The 21612-nt window shown below is 60.2% G+C and carries 19 protein-coding genes and 1 other RNA gene; 11 read left to right on the top strand and 9 right to left on the bottom strand.

Going from position 1 to position 21612, the window contains the following annotated elements:
• Positions 1-11: 11 nt before the first annotated feature.
• A complete protein-coding gene (locus H663_RS32435; RefSeq protein WP_240620519.1) occupies positions 12-971 on the bottom strand; it encodes a GlxA family transcriptional regulator in 960 nt (319 codons plus the stop codon).
• Between the two features lie 142 nt (positions 972-1113).
• On the opposite strand from H663_RS32435, the gene H663_RS32430 reads away from it, so the two are divergent.
• Positions 1114-1509 (top strand): hypothetical protein, encoded by a 396-nt coding sequence (locus tag H663_RS32430; protein WP_133240017.1) that lies wholly within the window; start codon positions 1114-1116, stop codon positions 1507-1509.
• 395 nt (positions 1510-1904) lie between these two features.
• On the opposite strand, the gene trxA is transcribed toward H663_RS32430, so the two are convergent.
• Positions 1905-2237, bottom strand: a complete 333-nt coding sequence (gene trxA / locus H663_RS32425) for a thioredoxin TrxA (RefSeq protein WP_053175325.1) — start codon at positions 2235-2237, stop codon at positions 1905-1907.
• A 104-nt stretch (positions 2238-2341) separates the two neighbouring features.
• Here trxA and H663_RS32420 point away from each other — a divergent pair, with 104 nt between their 5' ends.
• Together H663_RS32420 and H663_RS32415 are read left to right on the top strand one after the other, a co-directional pair.
• Positions 2342-3649 carry a BaiN/RdsA family NAD(P)/FAD-dependent oxidoreductase gene (locus H663_RS32420; RefSeq protein WP_053175328.1) on the top strand — a complete coding sequence of 436 codons (1308 nt, stop codon included), beginning with the start codon at positions 2342-2344 and terminating at the stop codon, positions 3647-3649.
• Positions 3650-3734: 85 nt separating this feature from the next.
• Positions 3735-4028 carry a hypothetical protein gene (locus tag H663_RS32415; protein ID WP_053175330.1) on the top strand — a complete coding sequence of 98 codons (294 nt, stop codon included), beginning with the start codon at positions 3735-3737 and terminating at the stop codon, positions 4026-4028.
• A gap of 187 nt (positions 4029-4215) precedes the next feature.
• On the opposite strand, the gene ffs is transcribed toward H663_RS32415, so the two are convergent.
• Positions 4216-4312: signal recognition particle sRNA small type (gene ffs / locus H663_RS32410), an RNA gene on the bottom strand.
• A gap of 131 nt (positions 4313-4443) precedes the next feature.
• Here ffs and dnaX point away from each other — a divergent pair.
• From dnaX to H663_RS32390, 4 genes are all read left to right on the top strand, one after another.
• A complete protein-coding gene (dnaX, locus tag H663_RS32405; protein ID WP_053175338.1) occupies positions 4444-6537 on the top strand; it encodes a DNA polymerase III subunit gamma/tau in 2094 nt (697 codons plus the stop codon).
• 38 nt (positions 6538-6575) lie between these two features.
• The gene (locus H663_RS32400; RefSeq protein ID WP_053175341.1) at positions 6576-6899 is read left to right on the top strand and encodes a YbaB/EbfC family nucleoid-associated protein; all 324 of its coding nucleotides are present in this window, start codon (positions 6576-6578) and stop codon (positions 6897-6899) included.
• Between the two features lie 17 nt (positions 6900-6916).
• Positions 6917-7507 (top strand): recombination mediator RecR, encoded by a 591-nt coding sequence (recR, locus tag H663_RS32395; protein ID WP_053175343.1) that lies wholly within the window; start codon positions 6917-6919, stop codon positions 7505-7507.
• 128 nt (positions 7508-7635) lie between these two features.
• Complete coding sequence (locus tag H663_RS32390) at positions 7636-8670, top strand: ABC transporter substrate-binding protein (RefSeq protein ID WP_420844053.1); 1035 nt, start codon at positions 7636-7638, stop codon at positions 8668-8670.
• Positions 8671-8712: 42 nt separating this feature from the next.
• Here the strand turns inward: H663_RS32390 and H663_RS32385 are convergent, their stop codons facing one another.
• Together H663_RS32385 and gloB are read right to left on the bottom strand one after the other, a co-directional pair.
• Positions 8713-10209 carry a transglycosylase SLT domain-containing protein gene (locus H663_RS32385; RefSeq protein ID WP_116695868.1) on the bottom strand — a complete coding sequence of 499 codons (1497 nt, stop codon included), beginning with the start codon at positions 10207-10209 and terminating at the stop codon, positions 8713-8715.
• 50 nt (positions 10210-10259) lie between these two features.
• Positions 10260-11033: a hydroxyacylglutathione hydrolase gene (gene gloB, locus H663_RS32380; protein ID WP_053175348.1), complete on the bottom strand. Its 774-nt coding sequence runs from the start codon at positions 11031-11033 to the stop codon at positions 10260-10262.
• On the opposite strand from gloB, the gene H663_RS32375 reads away from it, so the two are divergent.
• The 4 genes from H663_RS32375 (at position 11032) to H663_RS32360 (ending at position 16871) form a co-directional block, all read left to right on the top strand.
• Positions 11032-11859 carry a class I SAM-dependent methyltransferase gene (locus H663_RS32375; RefSeq protein ID WP_083451291.1) on the top strand — a complete coding sequence of 276 codons (828 nt, stop codon included), beginning with the start codon at positions 11032-11034 and terminating at the stop codon, positions 11857-11859. The two genes, gloB and H663_RS32375, sit on opposite strands and share 2 nt — an antisense overlap.
• A complete protein-coding gene (rnhA, locus tag H663_RS32370; protein ID WP_053175351.1) occupies positions 11846-12292 on the top strand; it encodes a ribonuclease HI in 447 nt (148 codons plus the stop codon). Before H663_RS32375 ends, rnhA begins: the two co-directional genes overlap by 14 nt.
• A 141-nt stretch (positions 12293-12433) precedes the next feature.
• Positions 12434-13801, top strand: coding sequence for an efflux RND transporter periplasmic adaptor subunit (locus H663_RS32365; RefSeq protein WP_053175353.1), 1368 nt, complete (start codon positions 12434-12436; stop codon positions 13799-13801).
• Complete coding sequence (locus H663_RS32360; RefSeq protein ID WP_053175356.1) at positions 13788-16871, top strand: efflux RND transporter permease subunit; 3084 nt, start codon at positions 13788-13790, stop codon at positions 16869-16871. The genes H663_RS32365 and H663_RS32360 overlap by 14 nt, the downstream gene beginning before the upstream one ends.
• A gap of 88 nt (positions 16872-16959) precedes the next feature.
• Here the strand turns inward: H663_RS32360 and moeA are convergent, their stop codons facing one another.
• The 4 genes from moeA to H663_RS32340 all read right to left on the bottom strand — a co-directional run bounded on the left by moeA (position 16960) and on the right by H663_RS32340 (position 21578).
• Entirely contained in the window at positions 16960-18249 is a 1290-nt protein-coding gene (gene moeA, locus H663_RS32355) for a molybdopterin molybdotransferase MoeA (RefSeq protein ID WP_053176881.1), read from the bottom strand.
• A 36-nt stretch (positions 18250-18285) separates the two neighbouring features.
• On the bottom strand, positions 18286-18909 hold the full coding sequence (mobA, locus tag H663_RS32350; RefSeq protein ID WP_053175360.1) for a molybdenum cofactor guanylyltransferase MobA: 624 nt from the start codon (positions 18907-18909) through the stop codon (positions 18286-18288).
• Between the two features lie 5 nt (positions 18910-18914).
• Entirely contained in the window at positions 18915-20057 is a 1143-nt protein-coding gene (gene moaA / locus H663_RS32345; RefSeq protein ID WP_053175363.1) for a GTP 3',8-cyclase MoaA, read from the bottom strand.
• An 87-nt stretch (positions 20058-20144) separates the two neighbouring features.
• The gene (locus H663_RS32340) at positions 20145-21578 is read right to left on the bottom strand and encodes an aldehyde dehydrogenase family protein (RefSeq protein WP_053176883.1); all 1434 of its coding nucleotides are present in this window, start codon (positions 21576-21578) and stop codon (positions 20145-20147) included.
• Between the last annotated feature and the right edge of the window lie 34 nt (positions 21579-21612).

The raw sequence follows: 21612 nt of genomic DNA, 5'->3' as shown, positions 1-21612 counted from the left end.
TGTGCTGGTCTTCAGTAGGTGAAATTCTTGCGCCATTCAGTGGGCGACAGGCCAAATCGGCTTCTGAAGTGCGGGCGCATGGCCGATGCACTGGCAAAGCCGGCCGCCAAGGCGATGTTTTCCATGGAGCATGAGGTGGTCTCCAAAAGGCGTTGAGCATGGTTCAAGCGTTCGTTCAACAGCCATTGCGCAGGAGACGAACCGGTCTGTTTGGCAAACAGGCGAGAGACAGAGCGCTCAGTCATGTTCATGCGTGTGGCCATGGTCTGCACGGTGTGCTTTTGGTCCAATGCCTGGCGCATTGCGTCCAGCAAATTGGCAAATGCATGGTCGCGGGGGCGTGCGCCGATGGGGGATTCGATGAACTGCGCTTGACCCCCTCTGCGGTGCGGTGCCATGACCAGTCTGCGGGAGATGAGGTTGCTCAACTCCGCCCCGAGTGTCTTGCGAACGAAATGCAAGCAGCAGTCGATGGCGGCGGCCGTGCCTGCCGAGGTGATGATGTTTCCTTCATCCACATAAAGTGCCGAGGCATTGACACGCACTTGCGGATATTGGGCGCTGAGTTCTTGGGCTGCCGTCCAGTGTGTGGTGGCCTCCCGTCCGTCAAGCAATTGGGCTTGCGCCAAGACAAATGCACCCAGGCACAGGCCCATGAGCGTGGCTTGGCGCAGGTGTGCAGCCTGCAAAGCCTCAATGAGTCGCGTGGGTGCCGGCGGCAAGTGGTCTGGCCAACTCGGGATGATGATCACATCGGCTCGTTCCAGTGCTTGCCAGTCGTCAGAGGTCTGGATCGTGAAACCCACAGTGCTGCGAATGACCGGGCCATCGATGGCACAAAAGTGCAGATCAAAAGGCGAGGGGGTTTGGTGAACATCGCCAAACACGACGCTGGGCACAGACAGGTGAAATGGACTGATGCCATCAAACGCGAGCACACAAATGTTCAAAGGAAGAGGTCTGGGGTTCACGGGCAGAGATTGTCTTGAATTTGCTGAATTTTGTCTTATGTTCGGCTGTTTGCTCGAATGCGTTCCTCCGACACTTGAACCCTGTACCGGATGACCTGTCCACATGGGGTGGACAGGCTCAGGGTCAACTGGAGAGATTTTCATGAAAGCTCAATGGCTTCGCTATATGCTGGGTGTGGGTGTCGTTTATTTTTGCTTGATGGCTGCAGCCCACTTCATGGGTCTGAAATACCCGCTGTTGTTCGTTTACTACGATACCCCTTTCTACGCTTACCAGGACAAGATCATTTCTTTTTCAGTGCTGGCGTATGCGAGTTTGTTTTATGCGGCAATTCGACATATTCAAGTTGTTCCCATGGCTTTGTTTGCATTGGCCGTGACCGTGTTGGGCCTGTCGTTTGTGAACATCTCATCGGATTTGGAGAGTGTTTTAAAAGGCCAAGGCACATTGATTTACTGGTTGCAAACGGGGTTCTTTGCTGTGTATTTTCTGGTCTTGCTCTGGCTGTACCAAGGATCGTCCAAATCACAGTCTTGAGTGGTGATCACTGTGCGACGCGGCAATCCAGTTGTGGTGGCGCAAGAGGCTGTAGCGCCGGTTCGACCACAGAGACTGGATTGCCACGCCTGGCTCGCAATGACGAATCGGTGGCTTGTCATTGCGAGGAGCTTGCGACGCGGCAATCCAGTTGTGGCGGCGTAAGAGGCTGTAGCGCTGGTTCGACCACAGAGACTGGCTTGCCACGCCTGGCTCGCAATGACGAAGCTCAGGTGGCTTGCCACGCTTGGCTCGCAATGACGGGGTCGGGATGGTTTTCCGGGCTTGTTTCGACATGAAGGATGAGGGTGAACGCTCAGGTGAAAAGCATAAAAAAACCGGACTCAAAGGTCCGGTTTTTTTGATGGGCTGCCCAGTCAATTGGGCAGCTTTGATCAGGCCAATTGCTGATCAATGAAATCCGTCAGCTGTGACTTGCTCATGGCACCGACTTTGGTGGCGGCCAGTTGGCCATTTTTGAACACCATCAGAGTGGGAATGCCACGGATGCCGAATTTGGCGGGAATGTCGCGGTTTTCATCGACATTCATTTTGGCCACTTGCAGTTTGCCGTCATAAGTGCCTGCAACTTCGTCCAAGATTGGCGCGATCATTTTGCAGGGGCCGCACCATTCGGCCCAAAAGTCGACCACCACGGGTTGGCTCGATTGGAGCACGTCGGCTTCGAAGGTGGCGTCGGTAATGTGTTTGATGAGATCGCTGGCCATGGACTTTTCCTTGTGAACATTGAAGATGCAGCTAAAGTTGCGGCTATTTTGACAGAATCCCGCCTGTGCGACCTGTCGCGTTCGCATTGCCAATACACAAATTCATGACTTTCTCCACTGCTTGCCTTGCTCATCCTGATTCTTCTTTGCTGGATGTGGCGGTGGCCATTGTGGGCGGCGGGCCTGCAGGCTTGATGGCGGCTGAAGTGCTGTCGCAAGCTGGCGTGTCGGTGCATCTGTTTGACGCCATGCCCTCGGTGGGGCGTAAATTCTTGCTCGCAGGCAAGGGCGGTTTGAATCTCACCCATTCAGAAGCGCCGCAGGCTTTTGTCTCGCGATACGGTGCGCGCCAGACTGAGGTCGGCCAATGGCTTGAGCACATGGATGCTCAAGGTGTGCGCGATTGGGCTCAGGGCTTGGGCGTTGAGACCTTTGTCGGCAGCTCTGGCCGCGTCTTCCCGCAGGAAATGAAGGCAGCCCCCTTGCTTCGCGCCTGGCTGCACCGCTTGCGTCATCCGGCGTCGGGTGTGCCGGTGCAGTTCCACATGCGTCACCGCTGGCAAGGCTGGGAGGGGGAGCATCTGGTGTTTGAGCGAACAGGTGCTGAGGGCGGTGTTTGCCTTGTGCGTGCGAAAGCCACGGTGTTGGCCATGGGTGGTGCCAGTTGGCCACGCTTGGGCTCGGACGGGGGCTGGTTGCACACCCTGGTGCAGCAAGGTGTGGCGGTGGCACCCCTGCGTGCTGCCAATTGTGGCTTTGATGTGCTGGGGCGTGACGGACAAGGCTGGACCGAATACTTTCGCACGCGTTATGCCGGGCATCCACTCAAATCTGTGGTGCTGCGTGTGGCGGATACGGGGGGGCAGGCGGGTGCTCCGCGTTTTGAGCGACAAGGTGAGTTTGTATTCACAGAAACCGGTGTGGAGGGCAGTCTGATTTACGCCGCTTCGGCCTTGCTGCGTGATGATTTGGCGCTGGGCCGGGCGCAGTTGCTGCTCGATTTGCTGCCCGGAAAATCAGCAGAGCAGGTCCTGAAAGAGGTGCGTTGGCCCCGAGGCAGTCGCAGTTTGTCCAGTCATCTCAAGAGTCGTTTGGGCATTGATGGGGTCAAGATGGGGCTGCTCCATGAGTTGTGTTCTCCGGAGGTTTTGGCCAATCCCGAGGCCTTGGCGTTTGAGCTGAAAAATCTGGCTGTCCCGCTGAAAAGTCCGAGACCCGTGGCTGAGGCGATCAGCACGGCCGGTGGTGTTGTGATGGAGGATTTGACCCCGGATTTGATGCTTTTGGCCCGTCCTGGTGTCTATTGCGCGGGTGAAATGCTGGACTGGGAGGCGCCTACGGGCGGGTATTTGCTCACGGCTTGTCTGGCCAGTGGTTGGCTGGCGGGGCAGGGTGTTTTGCTGAATTTTTAACAATTTCCTACAAATGGTGTATTCCTACAGACAGGTTCATGCGTTGTGGATGTGTGAGTAACTTCATCCCAACAACGAGGTCGACATGAGTCCAGATACTTCCAAAGAATACCAGTGTGCCGTTGAGGAAGCCGCCAACGCTTTCATGAAAGTGATGGCACTGCGAGGTTTCAGTGTCCGTGATTACCCGCAGAACTTTGTGGCTCAAATGGCGCAGCAAACTCGTCTGGCCTTTGAAAGCAACCGCATTGGTGCCCATGCCAACGCCAACGCACTTGTGTCTGAATTGCTGCGAGCCGCGCCTCCAGCGCTCAAGCAGGTGCTGCCTGCCAAATCCAAATCCATGCCCTTCCAGGCCTTGGGTCGCCGCATGGCTTGAGCTTGAGCACGCCGATTCAGGCGCGTTCAACAGGGGCATCGTTCTGATGCCTGTTTCAAAAAGCTTTTAAATCACTCGCATGTGCGTCTTCAAAGACGCTGCGGGTTTTTTTCGTGAAAGACACAGACCGCATGAGGCTTGAATTACCCGATGCGTTGTTCAAGGGATGCGTGTGTGTGGAGGGGGAGTTGACGAGCCTTGACCCCGGCACTGGATTCACAGTTAGGGCTGCTTGGTTCCCCACCTGACCCGGTTGGCCGCTTCACCATGCGGGAAGGCCCGTCGGGGGTGATTGTAGGCGAGCTTGGGGTGATTTCTGTGCGCTTCCCCGCTTTTCCTTTTTATTCTTGACAGCCTTTGGCTTTGATGTGCCGCGTTGAAGGAAGGGGGCTGCCAGCCCGATAGAATCAGCGGGATGTCTTACCTTGTCCTCGCGCGCAAATACCGCCCCCGCAATTTCACCGAAATGGTGGGGCAAGAGCATGTGGTGCAGGCTCTCACCAATGCCTTGGTGCAGCAGCGCTTGCACCATGCCTATTTGTTCACCGGCACCCGTGGCGTGGGCAAGACCACGGTGTCGCGGATTTTGGCCAAATCGCTCAATTGCCAGGGGGCAGATGGTCAAGGCGGCATCACCGCTGAACCCTGCGGCGTCTGCCAGGCTTGCCGTGACATTGATTCAGGCCGCTTTGTGGATTACACCGAACTCGACGCCGCTTCGAACCGGGGTGTGGACGAGGTGCAGAGCTTGCTGGAGCAGGCGGTGTACAAACCGGTGCAAGGGCGCTTCAAGGTCTTCATGATCGATGAGGTGCACATGCTGACCAACACCGCTTTCAATGCGATGTTGAAAACGCTGGAAGAGCCGCCGGAATATCTGAAATTTGTGCTCGCCACCACCGATCCGCAAAAAGTGCCGGTCACGGTGCTCTCGCGTTGCCTACAGTTCAATTTGCGCCCCATGGCGCCCGAGACGGTTTTTGAGCACCTGACGCAGGTCTTGGTGGCTGAGCAGTTGAGTGCCGAGCCATTGGCTTTGCGCCTCTTGTCGCGTGCGGCCCGCGGTTCGATGCGTGATGCGTTGAGCCTGACTGATCAGGCGATTGCCTTTGGCAATGGTCAATTGCAAGAAGCCGGTGTGCGCCAGATGCTGGGCAGTGTGGATCGCAGCCATGTGCTGCAATTGATTCGTTCGCTGGCCGAAGGCGACGGCGCCACCGTGGTGGCGCATGTCAATGCCTTGCGCCTTCAGGGTGTTTCTGCTGCGGCCACTTTGGAAGACATGGCCATGCTCTTGCAGCGCATGGCGGTCATGCAGATGGTGCCTGGCATGGCGCAAGACGGCGATGACCCTGACGCGCAGGGTCTTGCCGATTTGGCGGACCTGATGCCCGCCGAAGAAACCCAATTGCTCTACAGCCTGTGCCTGCATGGACGCACCGAGTTGGGATTGGCCCCTGACGAGTACGCGGCCTTGACCATGGTGTTGTTGCGCTTGCTGGCTTTCAAACCCCAGGCGGGGTTGGCTGAAAAAAAAAGTCCGCGTAACAGCGTCAAGCCGCTGACTGAAGCGGTTTTGCCTGCGCCGCAGGCTGTGAAGCCCCCTTCGCAGGCTGTTCAGCCTCCTTCAGCCCTTCCAAATTCACCATCTGCACAGCAGATCAGGCCACCCGCATCAGAGCCACCCAAGGACATTGCGCCTGGCGTGCCCAATTCCAGAACTGGTGATACGGGTTCTGCGGCGAGCACCCCCCCCACTGAGCGGTCACCGGCGTCCCGCAGCCAGGCTTTCGTCGGGATGTCTCCTGTTGTTTCTACCCCTTTGGTGCCGCCGTCCACTGCCAGCGGGGTTCAGCACAGGCCTGCATCAGGGCCTACCCGAGAGCCCGCAGGAGCCCCCGCACCAGACGTGTCTGAACCACCCCCTTGGGAGGATATGCCCGAAGTGGCGGACTATGAGGCCAGCTTTGGCAGCGAAGAAGCCGTCGATGGCTTTGTGGCGTCTTTGTCCGGTCAAGAGTCCCACACGCCAGGCCCGAAAATTCGGGTCTTGCCTGTGCGTGAGTCATCCAGTTCATCGCGTGTGGACGTGCCCAAACCGGCAGCCGTCGTGCTGGAGCCCACGCCGCAGGGTGATGCCTGGTTTGAGGCGGTTCAGGGCCTGATCGCACAAGAAGTCATCACTGCCTTGGTGCGTGAGTTGGCGCTGCAGTCGCAATTGGTGGCGCGTGAGGGCGCGCAATGGTTGCTGCGCGTCGAGCAAAGTTCCTTGAATCACCCGGCCAGCCGCGAGCGTTTGCAAGCCGCGCTGCAAGCGGCCGGACACGGCGATCTGCGCTTGAACATTGAACAGGGTGCTGTGACCGACAGCCCGTCCCGGCGTCTGGCCGTGGCTGCAGCTGCCAAGATGGTGGCGGCCACCGCATTGATCGAAAACGACCCCCTGGTGCTGGCCATGGTGCGAGACTTTGGCGCGAAAATCGTGCCCGGCAGCATCAAGGTGATCTGACATCGACTTTTTTTTCACTTCACAACAAAGGAAACACCATGTTCAACAAAGGACAACTGGCCGGCTTGATGAAACAAGCCCAGGCCATGCAGGACAACTTGAAAAAGGCCCAGGATGAGCTGGCCTTCGTCGAGGTCGAAGGCCAATCGGGTTCGGGCATGGTCAAGGTGCTGATGACCTGCAAGCACAGTGTGCGCCGAGTGACCATCGACCCCAGCTTGCTGGCCGACGACAAGGACATGCTCGAAGACCTGGTGGCCGCCGCTTTCAACGATGCTGTGCGTCAGGCCGAAGAGGTCTCTCAGCAAAAAATGGGCAAGCTCACCGCCGGTCTGCCCCCCGGCATGAAACTGCCTTTCTGAAGCATAGAGCGCAGCGCATGGCCGATACACACGCCTTAGCCACTTTGGTGCAAGCCCTCAAGGGTTTGCCGGGGGTGGGTATCAAATCGGCGCAGCGCATGGCCTTTCAGTTGCTGCAAAACGACCGGGCCACGGCGCGGCAATTGGCCGCTGCCTTGCAAAACGCTGCGGACAACGTGCGCCACTGCGAGTGCTGTCACACCTTCACCGAAGCACCCTTGTGCGACACCTGCCAGGACGCGGCGCGTGACCGCTCGCAGCTGTGCGTGATTGAAACCCCTGCCGACCAATCTGCCATTGAGCGCACGGGCACTTATCGGGGTTTGTATTTTGTGCTCATGGGCAAACTCAGTCCGCTCGATGGCATCGGCCCGCACGACATCGGCCTGGCCAAGCTCAAGCAACGGGTCTCGGACGGTGTCGTGAGTGAGGTCATATTGGCGACCAACTTCACCGCTGAAGGCGAGGCCACAGCCCATGTGATCTCGGAGATGATTCGCCAGCAAGGCTTGCGGGTCACGCGCCTGGCGCGCGGGGTGCCTGCTGGCAGCGAACTGGAGTATGTGGACCTGGGCACCATCGCCCATGCCCTGGTCGATCGGCGCTGAGCGCTCCCTCTTTTCACCTAATTGCAATCGATTACGTGGAAACCCGCTCGGGATCATTCCCGATGCGCAACCTCCGGGCTTTTCGTATGCTGGGACATCGAATGGTTGATGTTCACAGGAGTGGGATGTTGTCTACAGTTGCAAGTCATCGTCGGGTGTTGTTGTTGGGGGCTTTGGGTGCCCTGGCTGGCGCACGTTCTGGCTTGGCGGCAGTCGATCCCAGCCGAAACCCGGGGCGCGTGACGGTGGCTTTGGCCGATCGGCAGAGTCTTTACCAGTTGCCGCTGACCCTGGCTGAGCAATTGGGCTATTTCAAGCAGGCGGGACTGACGGTGGAGTGGCAGTCGCACGAGGCGAGCGCCAAGGCCGTCAACAGCGCACTTCAGGGGCAGGCCGATGTGGTGAGCGGGGCTTTTGAGCACCTGTTTGGCCTGCACGGCAAAGGGCTGAACTTCCAGGCCTTTGTCTTGTTGGGCAGAACGCCTCAGGTCAGTTTTGGTGTGGCGGCACATAAAGACTTGCGCTCGGTCATGGCGCTCAAAGGGGCTCGCGTCGGGGTTTCGGCATTGGATTCAAGCACCCATTGGATGGCCTGTCAGTGGCTGCTGCAAAACGGCCTCTTGCCCGAGGATGTGACATTTGTGGAGGTGGGCTCCTCATGGGGTGCGGTGGAGTCCTTGCGCAGTGGTGCCATTGATGCCTTGTGCAACCCTGATCCGGTCATGCATGGACTGGAGCAAGGGAACGAAATCCGTTTGCTCGGCGAGGCCAGAACGCTGATGTCCACCCGCAAAGTGATGGGTGGGGCCGTGCCGGGTGCCTGTTTGTTTGCCAAGGCAGATTTTTTGCAAAAGCAGCCTGCAGTGGCTCAGGCCTTGGCGGACGGCGTGGTGCATGCCCTCAAATGGTTGCAAACGGCGGGGCCAACAGACTTGCTCAAAGCCGTGCCCTCATACCATTGGATGGGGGATCGGGCTTTGTACCTGGGTGCATTTGAAAAACTGCGCGAATCGTATGCCATGGATGGCGTGATTCCGCAGGAATCGGTCTTCAACGCTTGGCGTGCGCATTCACGTTTGCCGGGGCTGGTTCAAGCCATGCGATTGCCACAGGCTCACACCAATGCCTTTGCCATCAAGGCCAAAGGCAGATTTGCGGCCTGATTGGCGCAAGCTTTTTGCCGTGAGCCAGAAGGCTGCAAGCCTTCAGCGTTTGGCTTTGTTGGGCGCTTGGCGCTTTGCAGCAGGGGCCTGGCGCTGGGGAGATTTGCCGGGCGCTTTGGCGACCCGGCGGGGTGCCTGGGAGGGCACCAGGATGTCCAGTCCTTGGCCTGCAGTCAGGGGGCTGTTGATTTTCAGGTTGTTCCATGCGGCCATGTTGGCGGCCGTGGCACCATGCCTTGCGGCCAGGCTGGCCAGTGAATCGCCTTTGCGCGCTTTGACAGAAATGCGTTTGAGCACGATTTCCGGTGCCAGGGACAACTGTCCGTTGTCGGCCAGCTGAACCTTCACGTCGTTGTCAAGTGGACCTTTTCGGTGAACAAGCAGCGTAGAGCCTGCCTTGACCATCATCTTGGGCGGGATGCCATTGACTGAGCGCAGCTGATCGACAGGCATGCCCAGTTGCTGCGCCACTTCCTCAGGTTTCATGGTGCGCGGGGCCTGCCAGGCGGTCCAGGTGGCCAAGGGCAAGTTGGCGTGGGCTTGCAGGTTGTTTTCAAAGACTGTGGCGTTGTCCCAGGGCAGCAACAGTTGCGGCGTGCCAGCGGCCAGGATGACGGGGCGTTTCATGGACGGGTTCAGTGCCTTGAAGACTTCGAGGCTGACATTGGCCAGTTTGACGGCCACCGCCACATCAATGTCCCTCTCGATGGGTACGCTCTTGAAGTAGGGGTGGTTTTGAATCAATGGCAGTTGCGCGTTGAAGGCTTCAGGCTGTGCCACGATGTTTTTCACGGCCTGAAGTTTGGGCACGTAATAGCGTGTCTCGTTGGGCATGCTCAAGTCGCTGTAGTTCAAGGGTTTGCCTTGCGACTTGTTGCGGGCCAGGGCGCGGCCCACGCTGCCTTCGCCCCAGTTGTAGGCGGCCAGGGCCAGGTGCCAGTCGCCAAACATGTTGTAGAGCTTTTGCAAGTAGTCGAGCGCTGCGCGGGTGGATTCGAGCACATCGCGCCGGTCGTCCCTGAAGAGGTTTTGTTTCAGGTCGAAATACTTGCCCGTGGCCGGCATGAATTGCCACATGCCTGCTGCATTGGCGCTGGAGACGGCCTGGGGATTGAAGGCCGATTCGATGAAGGGCAAAAGAGCCAACTCGGTGGGCATTTTGCGCCGCTCCAGCTCTTCGACAATGTGAAACAAATAGGGGCGCGAGCGCTCGGTCATGCGCAGCATGTAGTCCGGTCGGCTGGCATACCACTGCTCGCGGTTGCGCACCAGGTCATTGTCCAGGTCGGGCATGGCAAATCCACGCCGAATTCTTTCCCATATATCTATGGATGGGGTCAAGCCCAGGTTGCTTTGAGGCTTGAGCAACACGGGCCGCTCGGTGGCGAGTGGATTGAGCGCAACAGGTGTCTCAATCGGTAACGCTGTTGGCGAGTTTGCCGTGGATGTGGTGGATGCAGTGGATGCTGGCGCGGCGGGCACGCCAGCGGGGGTGGCGCAACCGGACAGCCACAGTGACAGGCACATACCCAGTCCCATCAGCAGTGACCTGCCCACTGAGGAGCATGCGCGAGGTGACAAGCGAGAGATCATCGGAATTCATTCTTCCAGGCGCGCAGTGCGGCAAAAGTGGCGATGTCATCCAGCGCCTTTGCATCGCGGTTTTTGACCGCTGCCGCCACACTGGGGCTGCGGCTGCGCAAAAAGGGGTTGATGGCCTGCTCGTTGGACAGCGCCACGGGCAGGGTGGGCAGGCCTTGGTCACGCAGGGCGTGACAGGCTTTGGCGTAGGCTTGCAAAGCGGTGTTGCCCGGGTCGACGGCCAGGGCAAATTTCAGGTTGGACAAGGTGTATTCGTGGGCGCAACACACACGGGTGTTGCCGGGCAGGGCCGCCAAGCGGTCCAATGAGTCGAGCATCTGTGCAGGCGTGCCCTCAAAAAGTCGTCCGCATCCCCCCGAAAACAAGGTGTCGCCGCAAAAAAGGACAGGGTCTTGCCCAGCCGGTTGGCCCCAAAAGGCCACATGGCCAGCCGTGTGGCCGGGAACATCCAGAACCTTCAGGTTCAGGCCATGCCAGTTGACGAGATCACCTTCTTTAACGCTGGTGCTTGGCAGGGGTATGGGCTCCATGGCCGGGGTCAACACCCGGGCCTGGGTGTCCATGACCAAGTCCGCCACGCCGCCCGTGTGATCGGCATGGTGGTGCGTGACTAGAATCAGGTCCAACTGGACATGGGGGTGTTGTTGCAACCACTGCCGCACAGGCGCACTCTCCCCGGGATCAACCACCAGGGCATGGTGGTCATCGTGCAGCAACCAGATGTAGTTGTCTGAGAACGCGGGCAGGGCAATCAATTTCATGGAGTTCAAGATTATAGAAAGTAAGCATTCAGAAGCAGATTGGCTGGCCGGTTTGGGCCAGCCGGTGGCCACACGTTTGTTGGTTTGGGAGCAGCAGCAAGCCGACGAATTGCTGGCCGATGTGTTTGGCTACCATGCCGTGCAATTGGGCTGGCCTGAACTACAGGCTTTGCGTACCAACCGAATGCCCCACCGCTGGGTGGCGCAACCCGAATTCGAATCGGCCCCCGCCGCGTGGCGCAAAACTGGCATTGTCCCCGATTTGGGGCTGGACAGCCGTGCCTGGCCATGGCCCGCAGACAGTCTGGACCTGGTGGTCTTGCCCCACACCCTGGAGCGCTCCATGGACCCCCATGCCTGTTTGCGCGAGGTGGCGCGGGTTTTGATTCCTGAAGGACAACTGCTCATCACCGGCCTCAATCCACTGAGTGCATGGGGGTGGCAACAAGCGCGCAGCGAACGCAGGCGCCTTCCGACTGAGCCCGCCATGACCTCGCTTTTGGGCTATCGGCGTTTGCGCGATTGGTTGCGTTTGCTGGGCTTTGAAGTGCATGTCAGCCGATTTGGCGGCTGGACGCCCGCTTTGGGCAGTGAGCGCTGGATGCAGCGCCTCGGGTGGATGGATGCCATGGGGCAGCGCTGGTGTCCGATTTTGGGCGGGGTCTATCTGCTCTTGGCTACCAAAAGGGTGCCCGGCGGACTCTTGCTCAATGGCAGGCGCTGGCGCACGGTACGATCCCCGGCTGCATCGACCGTGCCCGTAGCCCGGTCAGACACTTCCATTGGCCGTCAATCGGCCCCGAAAGACATTTTTGAATCACGTTGAAATCCATACCGATGGGGCTTGCAAAGGCAACCCTGGTCCCGGCGGCTGGGGCGTACGCCTGCAGTCGGGCAAGCATGTGCACGAGCTTTTCGGCGGCGAGCTGGGCACCACCAACAACCGCATGGAGATGACCGCTGTCATTGAAGGCCTGATGGCTTTGAAGCGTCCATGCCAGGTCACCTTGTATCTGGACAGCGAATATGTGCGCAAAGGCATCACCGAGTGGATTCACGGCTGGAAAGCCCGTGGCTGGCGCACCGCAGCCAAGCAGCCGGTCAAAAACGCCGATTTGTGGCAAAAACTGGACAGTGTCGTGTCCTCTTCGGGACACCAGATCGACTGGCGCTGGGTGAAGGGCCACAACGGCGATCCCGGCAACGAGCGAGCCGACGCGCTGGCCAATTTGGGCGTGGATAAAGCCTTGGGCCGATGACAGGCTCATGGCGATGCGTGGCTGCGGCATCGTCAAACCCTCCGCATGGAGCATATTCAAGCCGATCTCGCCCATTGGGTAAATGGGTCTGCACTGTTACATTCGGGCAGTCTTGGTGAATTCAACCTGAGAGAGATCTGAATGGCTTACAAGAAGAAATACGCCGTCATGGCGTTGCTGGGTGTTTGCGCTGCTTCCGGTGCAGCGTGGTGGTTCCAAAACAAACCCGCCCCGACAACAGAGACATCCAAGGCATCGGTGGCAGGGCCAGCCACAGGCGCTCCGGGTGCTTCCGGAGGGGGGCCCGCCAAAGCCCCGGCCGTCGAAGTGGCCAAAGTGGAAACCATGACCCTGGTCGACGAAACCCAGGCCGTTGGCAGCCTGCGCTCGCGACAGGGGGTGATGATGCGTCCCGAAGTGGGGGGGCGCGTCAAGCAGATTTTCTTCAACGACGGTCAGCGTGTGCGCAAAGGCCAGGTGATGGTCCAGTTTGAAGACCAACTCCAGTTGGCCCAGTTGTCTCAGGCCAAGGCCGAGTTGTCCATTGCCGAGGCCAACCACAAGCGCAACCAAGAACTGGTGATGCAAAACTTCATCAGCAAACGCTCGCTGGACGAAAGCGGCGCAGCACTGGAGGTGGCGAGGGCCAAACTGGCGCTGGCCGACGCCACACTGCAGCGCCTGAAGGTGCTGGCACCTTTTGATGGCATCACGGGTCTCAAGCAGATCAACGTCGGCGATTATCTGAAAGACGGTGCAGACATGGTGAACGTGGAGGACATCGATGCGGTGCTGCTCGACTTCCGTTTGCCCGAACGCTTTCAGGCCAAGATCCGCGCTGGACAGAAAGCACAGTTGTCCCTAGATGCTTTGCCAGGGCGTTCTTTCACGGCGATTGTGCAGGCGGTGGACCCGTTGATCGAAGCCAATGGCCGGTCGGTCGGTGTGCGTGGCTGCATTGACAACCGCCAGCAGCAACTGCGTCCAGGCATGTTTGCCCGTGTGAATGCGGTGTTTGGATCGCGTGAAAACGCGCTGGTGATCCCCGAAGAGGCCATCGTCCCGCAGGGTGGGCGTGCCTTTGTGGTCAAGGTGGTGGCCGGTGAAAAACCCGGCGCGCTGATCTCTGAGCGTGTGGTTGTGAAAGTGGGCTTGCGTCAGCCTGGCAAGGTGGAGATTCTGGAAGGGCTGGCGGCCGGTGACACAGTGGTGACCGCAGGCCATCAGCGTTTACAAAAAGACGGCACGCCGGTGCGGGTGGTCGACTTGTCACAGCCCGGTGGCGCGCGTCCTGCGGGCGCTCAGGCGGGGGCACCTGGCCCAGCACCTGCGGCATCAGCACCTTCAGGATCAGCACCTGCAGGATCAGCGTCTGCGGCAGGGCAACAGTGGTCCGGCGCAACGGGCGCAACGGGCGCAACGGGCAAGCCTAACCCGCAAACTGCCAGCAAGACCATGGCCATGTCAGGCCCCAACCCTTGCCTGAGGGGCACCGATGCAGCTCGCTGAAGTTTCCATCCGACGGCCGGTGCTGGCCGTGGTCATGTCCTTGCTGATTCTGCTCATCGGTGCGGTCAGTTTCAAAAGCCTGTCCTTGCGTGAATACCCCAAGATCGACGAGCCCACCGTCACGGTGACGACCCGTTATGTGGGGGCCTCGGCCGAGGTGGTCGAGTCCCAGGTGACCAAACCCCTGGAAGACTCGATTGCCGGCATTGATGCGGTGGACGTCATCACCTCCATCAGCCGTGCCGAACAGTCGCAGATCACCGTGCGTTTCCGTCTGGAAAAAGATGCTGACACGGCGGCTGCAGAAGTGCGCGACCGCACCTCGCGCGTGCGAAACCGTTTGCCCCAGGCCATCGAAGAGCCGGTGATCGCCAAGGTCGAAGCCGATGCCTTTCCGGTGATCTGGCTGGCTTTTTCCAGCGACACCCTGAACCCCTTGCAAATCAACGATCTGGTCAATCGTGTGGTCAAGCCGCGACTGCAAACCGTGACGGGTGTGGCCGATGTGCGCATTTTTGGCGAACGCAAATACGCCATGCTGGTGTCGCTCGACCATGCCCGACTGTCGTCCTACAAGCTGACGCCGCAAGATGTGGAAGACGCCATCCGGCGCAGCAATCTGGAGTTGCCAGCAGGCCGTATCGAGTCCAGCAACCGCGAATTCAGCGTGTCCTCGCAGACCGATCTGACCCGTCCTGGGCAGTTTGGCGATATCGTGATTCGCAATGCGAACGGTTTTTCGGTCAAGCTGCGTGATGTGGCCCAGATCAAGGAAGATGCGGCCAACGACCGCAGCATGGTGCGCCTGAATGGCCAGCCCGCGATCTCGGCGGGTGTGATCCGTCAGGCCACGGCCAACCCGCTGGAACTTTCTGCTGGCGTGCGCGAGATGATTCCCCGCCTGAAGGCTGACTTGCCGGGTGACATGGAAATCAACGTGGCCAACGACAATTCGGTGTTCATTGACCGTTCCATCAAAAACGTGTTCCAGACCATCGTCGAGGCCGTGGTGTTGGTGGCGTTGGTGATTTTCGTGTTCCTGCGCACCTTCCGCGCCTCCATCATCCCGATCATCACCATCCCGGTCAGCTTGATTGGTGCTTTTGCCATGATGGCTTTGGCGGGCTTCACCATCAACACCCTGACCTTGCTGGCGCTGGTGCTGGCCATTGGCCTGGTGGTGGACGATGCCATCGTGGTGCTGGAAAACATTTACCGGCACATCGAAGAAGGGCTAGATCCTTTTTCTGCGGCCATCAAAGGCGTGCGCGAAATCAGCTTTGCCGTGGTCGCCATGACCCTGACGCTGGCGGCGGTGTTTGCCCCCTTGGCCTTCACACCGGGGCGCACGGGCAAGTTGTTTGGCGAATTTGCGCTGGCGCTGGCCGGGGCGGTCATCGTGTCCGGCTTTGTGGCCTTGACCTTGTCGCCCATGCTCAGCTCCAAACTGCTGCGCCACAACCCCAACCCGGGCTGGTTTGACCGCAGCATGGAGCGCTGGCTCACGGCGCTGTCCACCGGCTACGAAAACCTGTTGCGCCTGATCCTGACGCGTGCTCGCTGGGTGGTGGTGTTGGTCATGATCGGCTCGGGTGTGGGCATCGCCTGGATTTACCCCACCATGAAGCAGGAACTCGCGCCGCTGGAAGATCGGGGCACCATCTTGGCCACGGTGAACGCCCCCGACGGTTCGACCCTGGAATACACCGACCGCTATGCCCGCTCGCTCGAGAAGTTCGGTCAGGCTTACCCCGAGTTTGACCGGATTTTTGCCAACATGGGCAACCCCACTGTGGGCCAAGGCACCGTGGTTTACCGTGCGGTGGACTGGGATGAACGCCAGCGCACCACGCTGGAAATTGCCCGCGAACTGGGCGGTAAGTTCAACAGCCTGCCAGGCGTGAATGCGTTTCCCATCACGCCGCCTTCTTTGGGCCAAGGCTTTCGAGAGCGGCCTTTGAACTTCGTGATTCAGACCTCTGACAGCTACCAGAACCTGAACCTGATCACCCGGCAAATGATGGATGAGATCGCCAAGAACCCGGGCATCTTGTCACCCGATGTGGACTTGCGACTGAACAAGCCCGAACTGCGCGTGGAAGTGGACCGTGTCAAGGCCGCCGAGTTGGGTGTGAGCATCGAAGTGGTGGCCAAAACCATTGAGACCATGTTGGGGGGCCGCGTGGTGACGCGTTACAAGCGCGATGCGGAGCAGTACGACGTGATCGTGCAAACCTTGCCTTCAGCCCGCAACACGCCGGACGACATTGACGTGATCCAGGTGCGCGGTCGTAACGACGCCATGATCCCGCTGTCGAGTCTGGTGAAGGTGCGCGAAAGCGTCTCGCCTCGCGAGTTGAACCACTTTGGTCAGCGCCGTTCTGTGTCGATCACGGCCAACCTGGCACCCGACTACTCGCTGGGTGAAGCCTTGAAGTTCATGGACGAAACCGCTGCCAAAGTGCTCAAGCCGGGTTACACCACGGAACTCAACGGCACTTCGCGTGAATTCAAGAGCTCGCAAGGGGCCTTGGTGATCGTGTTTGTGCTGGCGCTGTTCTTCATCTTTTTGGTGTTGGCGGCGCAGTTCGAAAGCTTCATCGACCCCTTCGTGATCATGTTGTCTGTGCCGCTGTCCATGATCGGGGCGCTGTTGGCGCTCAAGTTCACGGGCGGATCGCTCAATGTGTATTCGCAAATCGGCTTGATCACGCTGGTGGGCCTGATCACCAAGCACGGTATTTTGATCGTGGAGTTCACCAACCAGCTTCGTGAGCAAGGCTTGGCCACGCAAGAAGCGTTGATCAAGGCCTCAGGCCAGCGTCTGCGCCCGATCCTGATGACCACGGGCGCCATGGTGCTGGGCGCGGTGCCGCTGGCACTGGCCACGGGTGCGGGTGCTGAAAGCCGCACGCAAATCGGCTGGGTCATTGTGGGCGGCATGAGCTTGGGCACCTTGTTGGCCATCTTTGTGGTGCCGACCATGTACTCACTGTTGGCCCGTAAGGCGGTTCCGGGGCCAAACAAGGCGGTGGCGCATGAGGCACCGCTTGAGTCGGCTGTGCACTGATCGCCAGACGCTGCACGCGCTGTGCCTTGCCTGAGTCATGAAAAAAGCGGCCAAGGCCGCTTTTTTCATGCGTGCCAAGTCCACCGGTTCAAAGATGCCCGTCAAACATCATCACATTCACCTCCTCGCCCACGGCCACGTTGCCTTGGGCATGGCCCAGCACGATCAGGCCGTTGGCTTGCACCATGGAGCTGAGCACGCCCGAGCCCTGGTTGCCGGTGATGCTGACCTGCAACTCGCCCGCTGCATTGGTGCGCACGATGCCGCGCTGGTATTCGGTGCGGCCGGGTTTCTTGCGCAGGGCTTCAGTGCTTTTGGCCTTGAGCAGGGGCAAAGCGGGCGCTTGCCAGCCCATGAGCTGTTGCAGGGCAGGGCGCACAAAGGCGGCAAAGGTCACCATCACCGCCACCGGGTTGCCGGGCAGGCCAAACAGCACGGCCGAGCGCTCGCCGCGTTTAATACGACCCACCGCCATGGGGCGGCCGGGGCGCATGGCGATGCGCCAAAACGCCACATCGCCCAGCTTTTTCATCATGGCCTTGGTGTGGTCGGCTTCGCCCACACTCACCCCGCCGCTGGTGATGATGGCGTCGGCCTGCGCGGCGGCATCCACAAAGGCTTCCTCCAGAGCCGCCGGATCGTCGCGCACCACGCCCATGTCGATCAGCTCGCAGCCCAGTGACTGCACCAGGCCCGCCACGGTGTAGCGGTTGCTGTCGTACACCGCGCCTTCGCGGGGTGCTTCGCCCAGGCTCAAAATCTCGTCGCCGGTTGAAAAATAAGCCACTTTGGGCCTGCGCCAGACGATGACGGTGGGCAGCCCCAGGCTGGCCAGCAGGCCGCAGGCGGCGGGTGTCAGTCGCGCACCCGCTGACAAGGCGGCTTGGCCCGCCATCAGGTCTTCGCCCATCAGACGGCGGTTGTCACCTGACTGCAGCAGTCCAGAGGGAATCTGCACCGTGTCGCCCTCGGTTTGCACCACCTCTTGTGGAGCCACGGTGTTGAGGCCCTTGGGCATGATGGCACCGGTCATGATGCGCACGCATTCACCGGCACCCACGGTGCCCTGCCAGGCGGCCCCGGCAAACGCCGTGCCCACCACCTTGAGGCGGCTGGCCTGTCCAGCAATCAGTTCAGCGCCGCTAAAGGCGTAGCCGTCCATGGCCGAGTTGTCGTGAGGTGGCACGCTGATGGGTGAGACCACGTCCTGCGCCAGGATGCGGCCGTGTGCCTGCATCAGTGGTACAGTTTCTTGTTCGCGCACGGGCTGCACCAGCTGTGCCAAAAACGCGTTGACCTGGCTGGCCGACAAAGCCTGAGGGTCGTAGCCTTGCAGGCGCTCGGCGATCTGATCAATGGACAGGGTAGGGGTGGTCATGGCAAGAGAGCGCACGGCCATGCCGTGCGTCGCGGTTCAAATGGATTCGAGTTGTTGCAGTTCGGCCAGCGTGTTGGCATTGGCAAAGGCTTGTGGGCTGTCGCCGCTTTGGTCAAAGGGTACGATGGCGCAGCGGTGCTGAGCAGTCCATGCGTCGATCTTGCGGCCACCACCCTGGGTGAACTTCACCAAGCTTTCCAGCAGCTCGGTTTTGAGCAGGCAAAACACCGGTTGCGAGCGCACCGTGCCGTCGGCCTCAGGCGCGGCGGCCATGGCCAGGTCGGCGTCTTGCTCTTGGAGGGCTGTGTACAAGCGCTCCACCAGGTCCAGCGGAAACAGCGGCGAGTCGCAGGGCACGGTGAGCAAGAGAGGCGTTTCGCAGCGCTCCAAGCCGGTGAGAAAGCCCGCCAAAGGCCCGGCAAAACCGTCGAGCGTGTCGGGCCAAACGGGCACGCCCAGCGACTCGTAGGCGGCCAGATTGCGGTTGGCGTTGATCAGAATGTCTTGCGGTGGCAGGCTTTGCAGTTGCAAGCGCATCAGGGTTTGCAGCGCCAGTGGCAGGCCTCGAAAGTTTTGCAGGCCCTTGTCGATGCCACCCATGCGCGAGCCACGCCCGCCAGCCAAAATCAGGCCCGTGATGGCCGGTGTTGTGAGGTTCATGGCCTTCAGCCTCCGATGTAGCTCATTTCCACCCGGCGGCCGGGGCCGCTGGCGGAGTCGGGGCCGCGCAGGCTGCGCAGCACCGAATATTGGTCGGTACGCCCACGCCAAATGGCGTCTACCGTCTGCGCCAGTGTGTGGTCGCTTTGAGCCGGGTCGCGCAAGAGCTGACGCAGGTCGTAGCCTTGACTGGCAAACAGGCACAGGTAAAGACGGCCTTCTGTGGACAGGCGGGCACGGTTGCAGTCGCCGCAAAACGCTTGCGTCACGCTGCTGATCACGCCGATCTCGCCCAAGGTCTTGTCATGAACGCCCTGGGCGTTGGCATATCCCCAGCGCTCTGCTGTTTCGCCGGGGACGGACGGGTCCAGTTGCACCAGTGGCAGCTCGGTTTGCAGCAGGCGCACCACGTCGGCGCTGGGCAGCACTTCGTCCATGCACCAGCCATTGGTCGCGCCCACATCCATGTATTCAATGAAGCGCAGCACGATGCCAGTGCCCCGGAAATGCCGGGCCATGGGCAAAATCTCGTGCTCGTTGGTGCCACGCTTGACCACCATATTGACCTTGATCGGCCCCAAACCCGCAGCCCGGGCCGCTTCGATCCCGGCCAACACATCGGCCACTGGAAAGTCCACATCGTTCATCTGGCGAAAGACGGCGTCGTCCAGCCCGTCCAGGCTCACGGTGACACGTTGCAGGCCCGCGTCTTTCAGACTCTGCGCCTTGCGAGCCAGCAGCGAACCGTTGGTGGTCAGCGTCAAATCCAGCGGCTGGCCGTCAGGTGTGCGCAGGGCGGCCAGTTGTTCGATCAGGATTTCAATGTTCTTGCGCAGCAGGGGCTCGCCGCCCGTCAGGCGAATCTTGCGCACGCCTCGGCCTACGAACACGTTGGCGATTCGGGTGATCTCCTCAAAGCTCAGCAGTTGGCTGTGCGGCAGGTAGGCGTAGTCCTTGTCAAAGACTTCCTTGGGCATGCAATAGCTGCACCTGAAGTTACAGCGGTCGGTCACGCTGATGCGCAAATCGGTCAAAGGTCGGCGCAGGCCGTCCAGCGGCAGGGCGCTCAGGTCTTGCCCCGCTGGCAAGGTGGGCAAGGGCAGACTGGGGGGGCGCTGGTCGACCAGTGCAATGACGCGTTCAGACATAGCCAGCGATTGTGCCTTCAAACCCGGAGGCAGTCCTTGGGAGGGACTCCCTGGTCCTTGGCTGACCGCAGATGGCGTGCAGTGTGCTCAGCCGTGCGCAATGGCCACGGTCTTGAGGGTGGTGAAGCCCAGCAGGGCCTCGAAGCCTTTTTCACGGCCGTAACCCGAGGACTTGACCCCGCCAAAGGGCAGCTCCACGCCACCGCCTGCACCATAGTTGTTGATGAACACCTGGCCGCTGCGCACGCGTTTGGCCATGCGGAATTGCCGGCCACCGTCACGCGTCCAGATACCTGCGACCAGGCCAAACTCGGTGGCATTGGCCAATTCGACCGCGTGGTCTTCGTCGCTGAAGGCCATGGCCGAAAGCACCGGGCCAAACACTTCTTCTTGTGCCAGGCGATGCATCACCGGCACATCGCGCAGCAAGGTGGGGGCTTGGTAAAAACCGCCCGCAGGCACGCCCGCTGCGATTTGCCCTTGCGCCACGGTGGCGATGCCGTCAGCTTTGGCTTGGTCCAAGAAACCCGTCACTCTCTCCAATTGGCTGGCGCGAATCAGTGGCCCCAAGTCCAGGTTCATGGCGGCCGAGCCTACTTGCAAGCGGCCAAAGGCCTCGCCCAGGCGCTTGAGCAGCGGCTCGTAAATGCCTTGCTGGATCAACACGCGCGAGCCTGCGCTGCAGGTTTGTCCCGAGTTCTGCACGATGGCGTTGACCACCACGGGAATGGCCGCGTCCAGGTCGGCTTCATCAAAAATGATTTGCGGACTTTTGCCGCCCAGCTCCAGCGTCACGGGGCAGTGGCGCTCGGCGGCCACTTGCTGGATCAAGGTGCCCACACGGGGGCTGCCGGTGAAGCTGATGTGGTCAATGCCCGGGTGTCGGGCCAGCGCGTCGCCCACCTCATGACCATAACCCGTGACGATGTTGATGGCCCCCGGCGGAAAGCCCACTTCGGCCGCCAACTGCGCCACCCGAATCAGGCTCAGGCACGCGTCTTCGGCCGGCTTGACCACGCAGGCATTGCCAGCGGCCAAAGCGCCGCCCACGCTGCGCCCAAAAATTTGCATCGGGTAGTTCCAGGGGATCACATGGCCCGTCACGCCGTGTGGCTCGCGCCAGGTCAGTACGCTGTAACCGTTTTGGTAGGGCAGGGTCTCGCCGTGCAGCTTGTCGCAGGCTCCGGCATAAAACTCAAAGTAACGCGCCAAAGCCACCGAATCGGCAGCGGCCTGTTTGGTGGGTTTGCCGCAGTCGCGTTGCTCCAGCGCGGCCAGATCGGCGGCGTGCTCGCTCACTTTTTGCGACAGCTTCATGAGCAGGCGACCACGCTCCATGGCGCTGAGCTTGCCCCAAGGGCCGTTGAAGGCAGCCCGTGCTGCTTGCACAGCGTGGTCGATATCGGCCGCCTGGCTGCGCGGGATCTGCTCAAACACCTGCCCGTCAGAGGGGTCGAGTACATCGATGGTTTGCCCCGCCAGGGCAGGAGCGGATTGGTTGGCGATGAAATTCATTTGCATGAAGCTATTGTGAACCTCGTCCGAAATTTGAAAA

The sequence above is a fragment of the Limnohabitans planktonicus II-D5 genome (assembly GCF_001270065.2).
GTDB lineage: Bacteria > Pseudomonadota > Gammaproteobacteria > Burkholderiales > Burkholderiaceae_C > Limnohabitans_A > Limnohabitans_A planktonicus.
The sequence above is the reverse complement of the archived record's forward strand: the minus strand, read 5'-3'. Positions and strand labels throughout refer to the sequence as shown.

Coding starts and splice junctions, on each gene's coding strand:
- moaA (WP_053175363.1), bottom strand. CDS start 20,057: ATGTCTGAACGCGTCATTGCACTGGTCGACCAGCGCCCCCCCAGTCTG.
- H663_RS32420 (WP_053175328.1), top strand. CDS start 2,342: ATGACTTTCTCCACTGCTTGCCTTGCTCATCCTGATTCTTCTTTGCTG.
- H663_RS32400 (WP_053175341.1), top strand. CDS start 6,576: ATGTTCAACAAAGGACAACTGGCCGGCTTGATGAAACAAGCCCAGGCC.
- H663_RS32415 (WP_053175330.1), top strand. CDS start 3,735: ATGAGTCCAGATACTTCCAAAGAATACCAGTGTGCCGTTGAGGAAGCC.
- H663_RS32430 (WP_133240017.1), top strand. CDS start 1,114: ATGAAAGCTCAATGGCTTCGCTATATGCTGGGTGTGGGTGTCGTTTAT.
- mobA (WP_053175360.1), bottom strand. CDS start 18,909: ATGAACCTCACAACACCGGCCATCACGGGCCTGATTTTGGCTGGCGGG.
- H663_RS32365 (WP_053175353.1), top strand. CDS start 12,434: ATGGCTTACAAGAAGAAATACGCCGTCATGGCGTTGCTGGGTGTTTGC.
- recR (WP_053175343.1), top strand. CDS start 6,917: ATGGCCGATACACACGCCTTAGCCACTTTGGTGCAAGCCCTCAAGGGT.
- H663_RS32340 (WP_053176883.1), bottom strand. CDS start 21,578: ATGCAAATGAATTTCATCGCCAACCAATCCGCTCCTGCCCTGGCGGGG.
- H663_RS32375 (WP_083451291.1), top strand. CDS start 11,032: ATGGAGTTCAAGATTATAGAAAGTAAGCATTCAGAAGCAGATTGGCTG.
- moeA (WP_053176881.1), bottom strand. CDS start 18,249: ATGACCACCCCTACCCTGTCCATTGATCAGATCGCCGAGCGCCTGCAA.
- gloB (WP_053175348.1), bottom strand. CDS start 11,033: ATGAAATTGATTGCCCTGCCCGCGTTCTCAGACAACTACATCTGGTTG.
- H663_RS32360 (WP_053175356.1), top strand. CDS start 13,788: ATGCAGCTCGCTGAAGTTTCCATCCGACGGCCGGTGCTGGCCGTGGTC.
- dnaX (WP_053175338.1), top strand. CDS start 4,444: ATGTCTTACCTTGTCCTCGCGCGCAAATACCGCCCCCGCAATTTCACC.
- H663_RS32385 (WP_116695868.1), bottom strand. CDS start 10,209: ATGGGACTGGGTATGTGCCTGTCACTGTGGCTGTCCGGTTGCGCCACC.
- trxA (WP_053175325.1), bottom strand. CDS start 2,237: ATGGCCAGCGATCTCATCAAACACATTACCGACGCCACCTTCGAAGCC.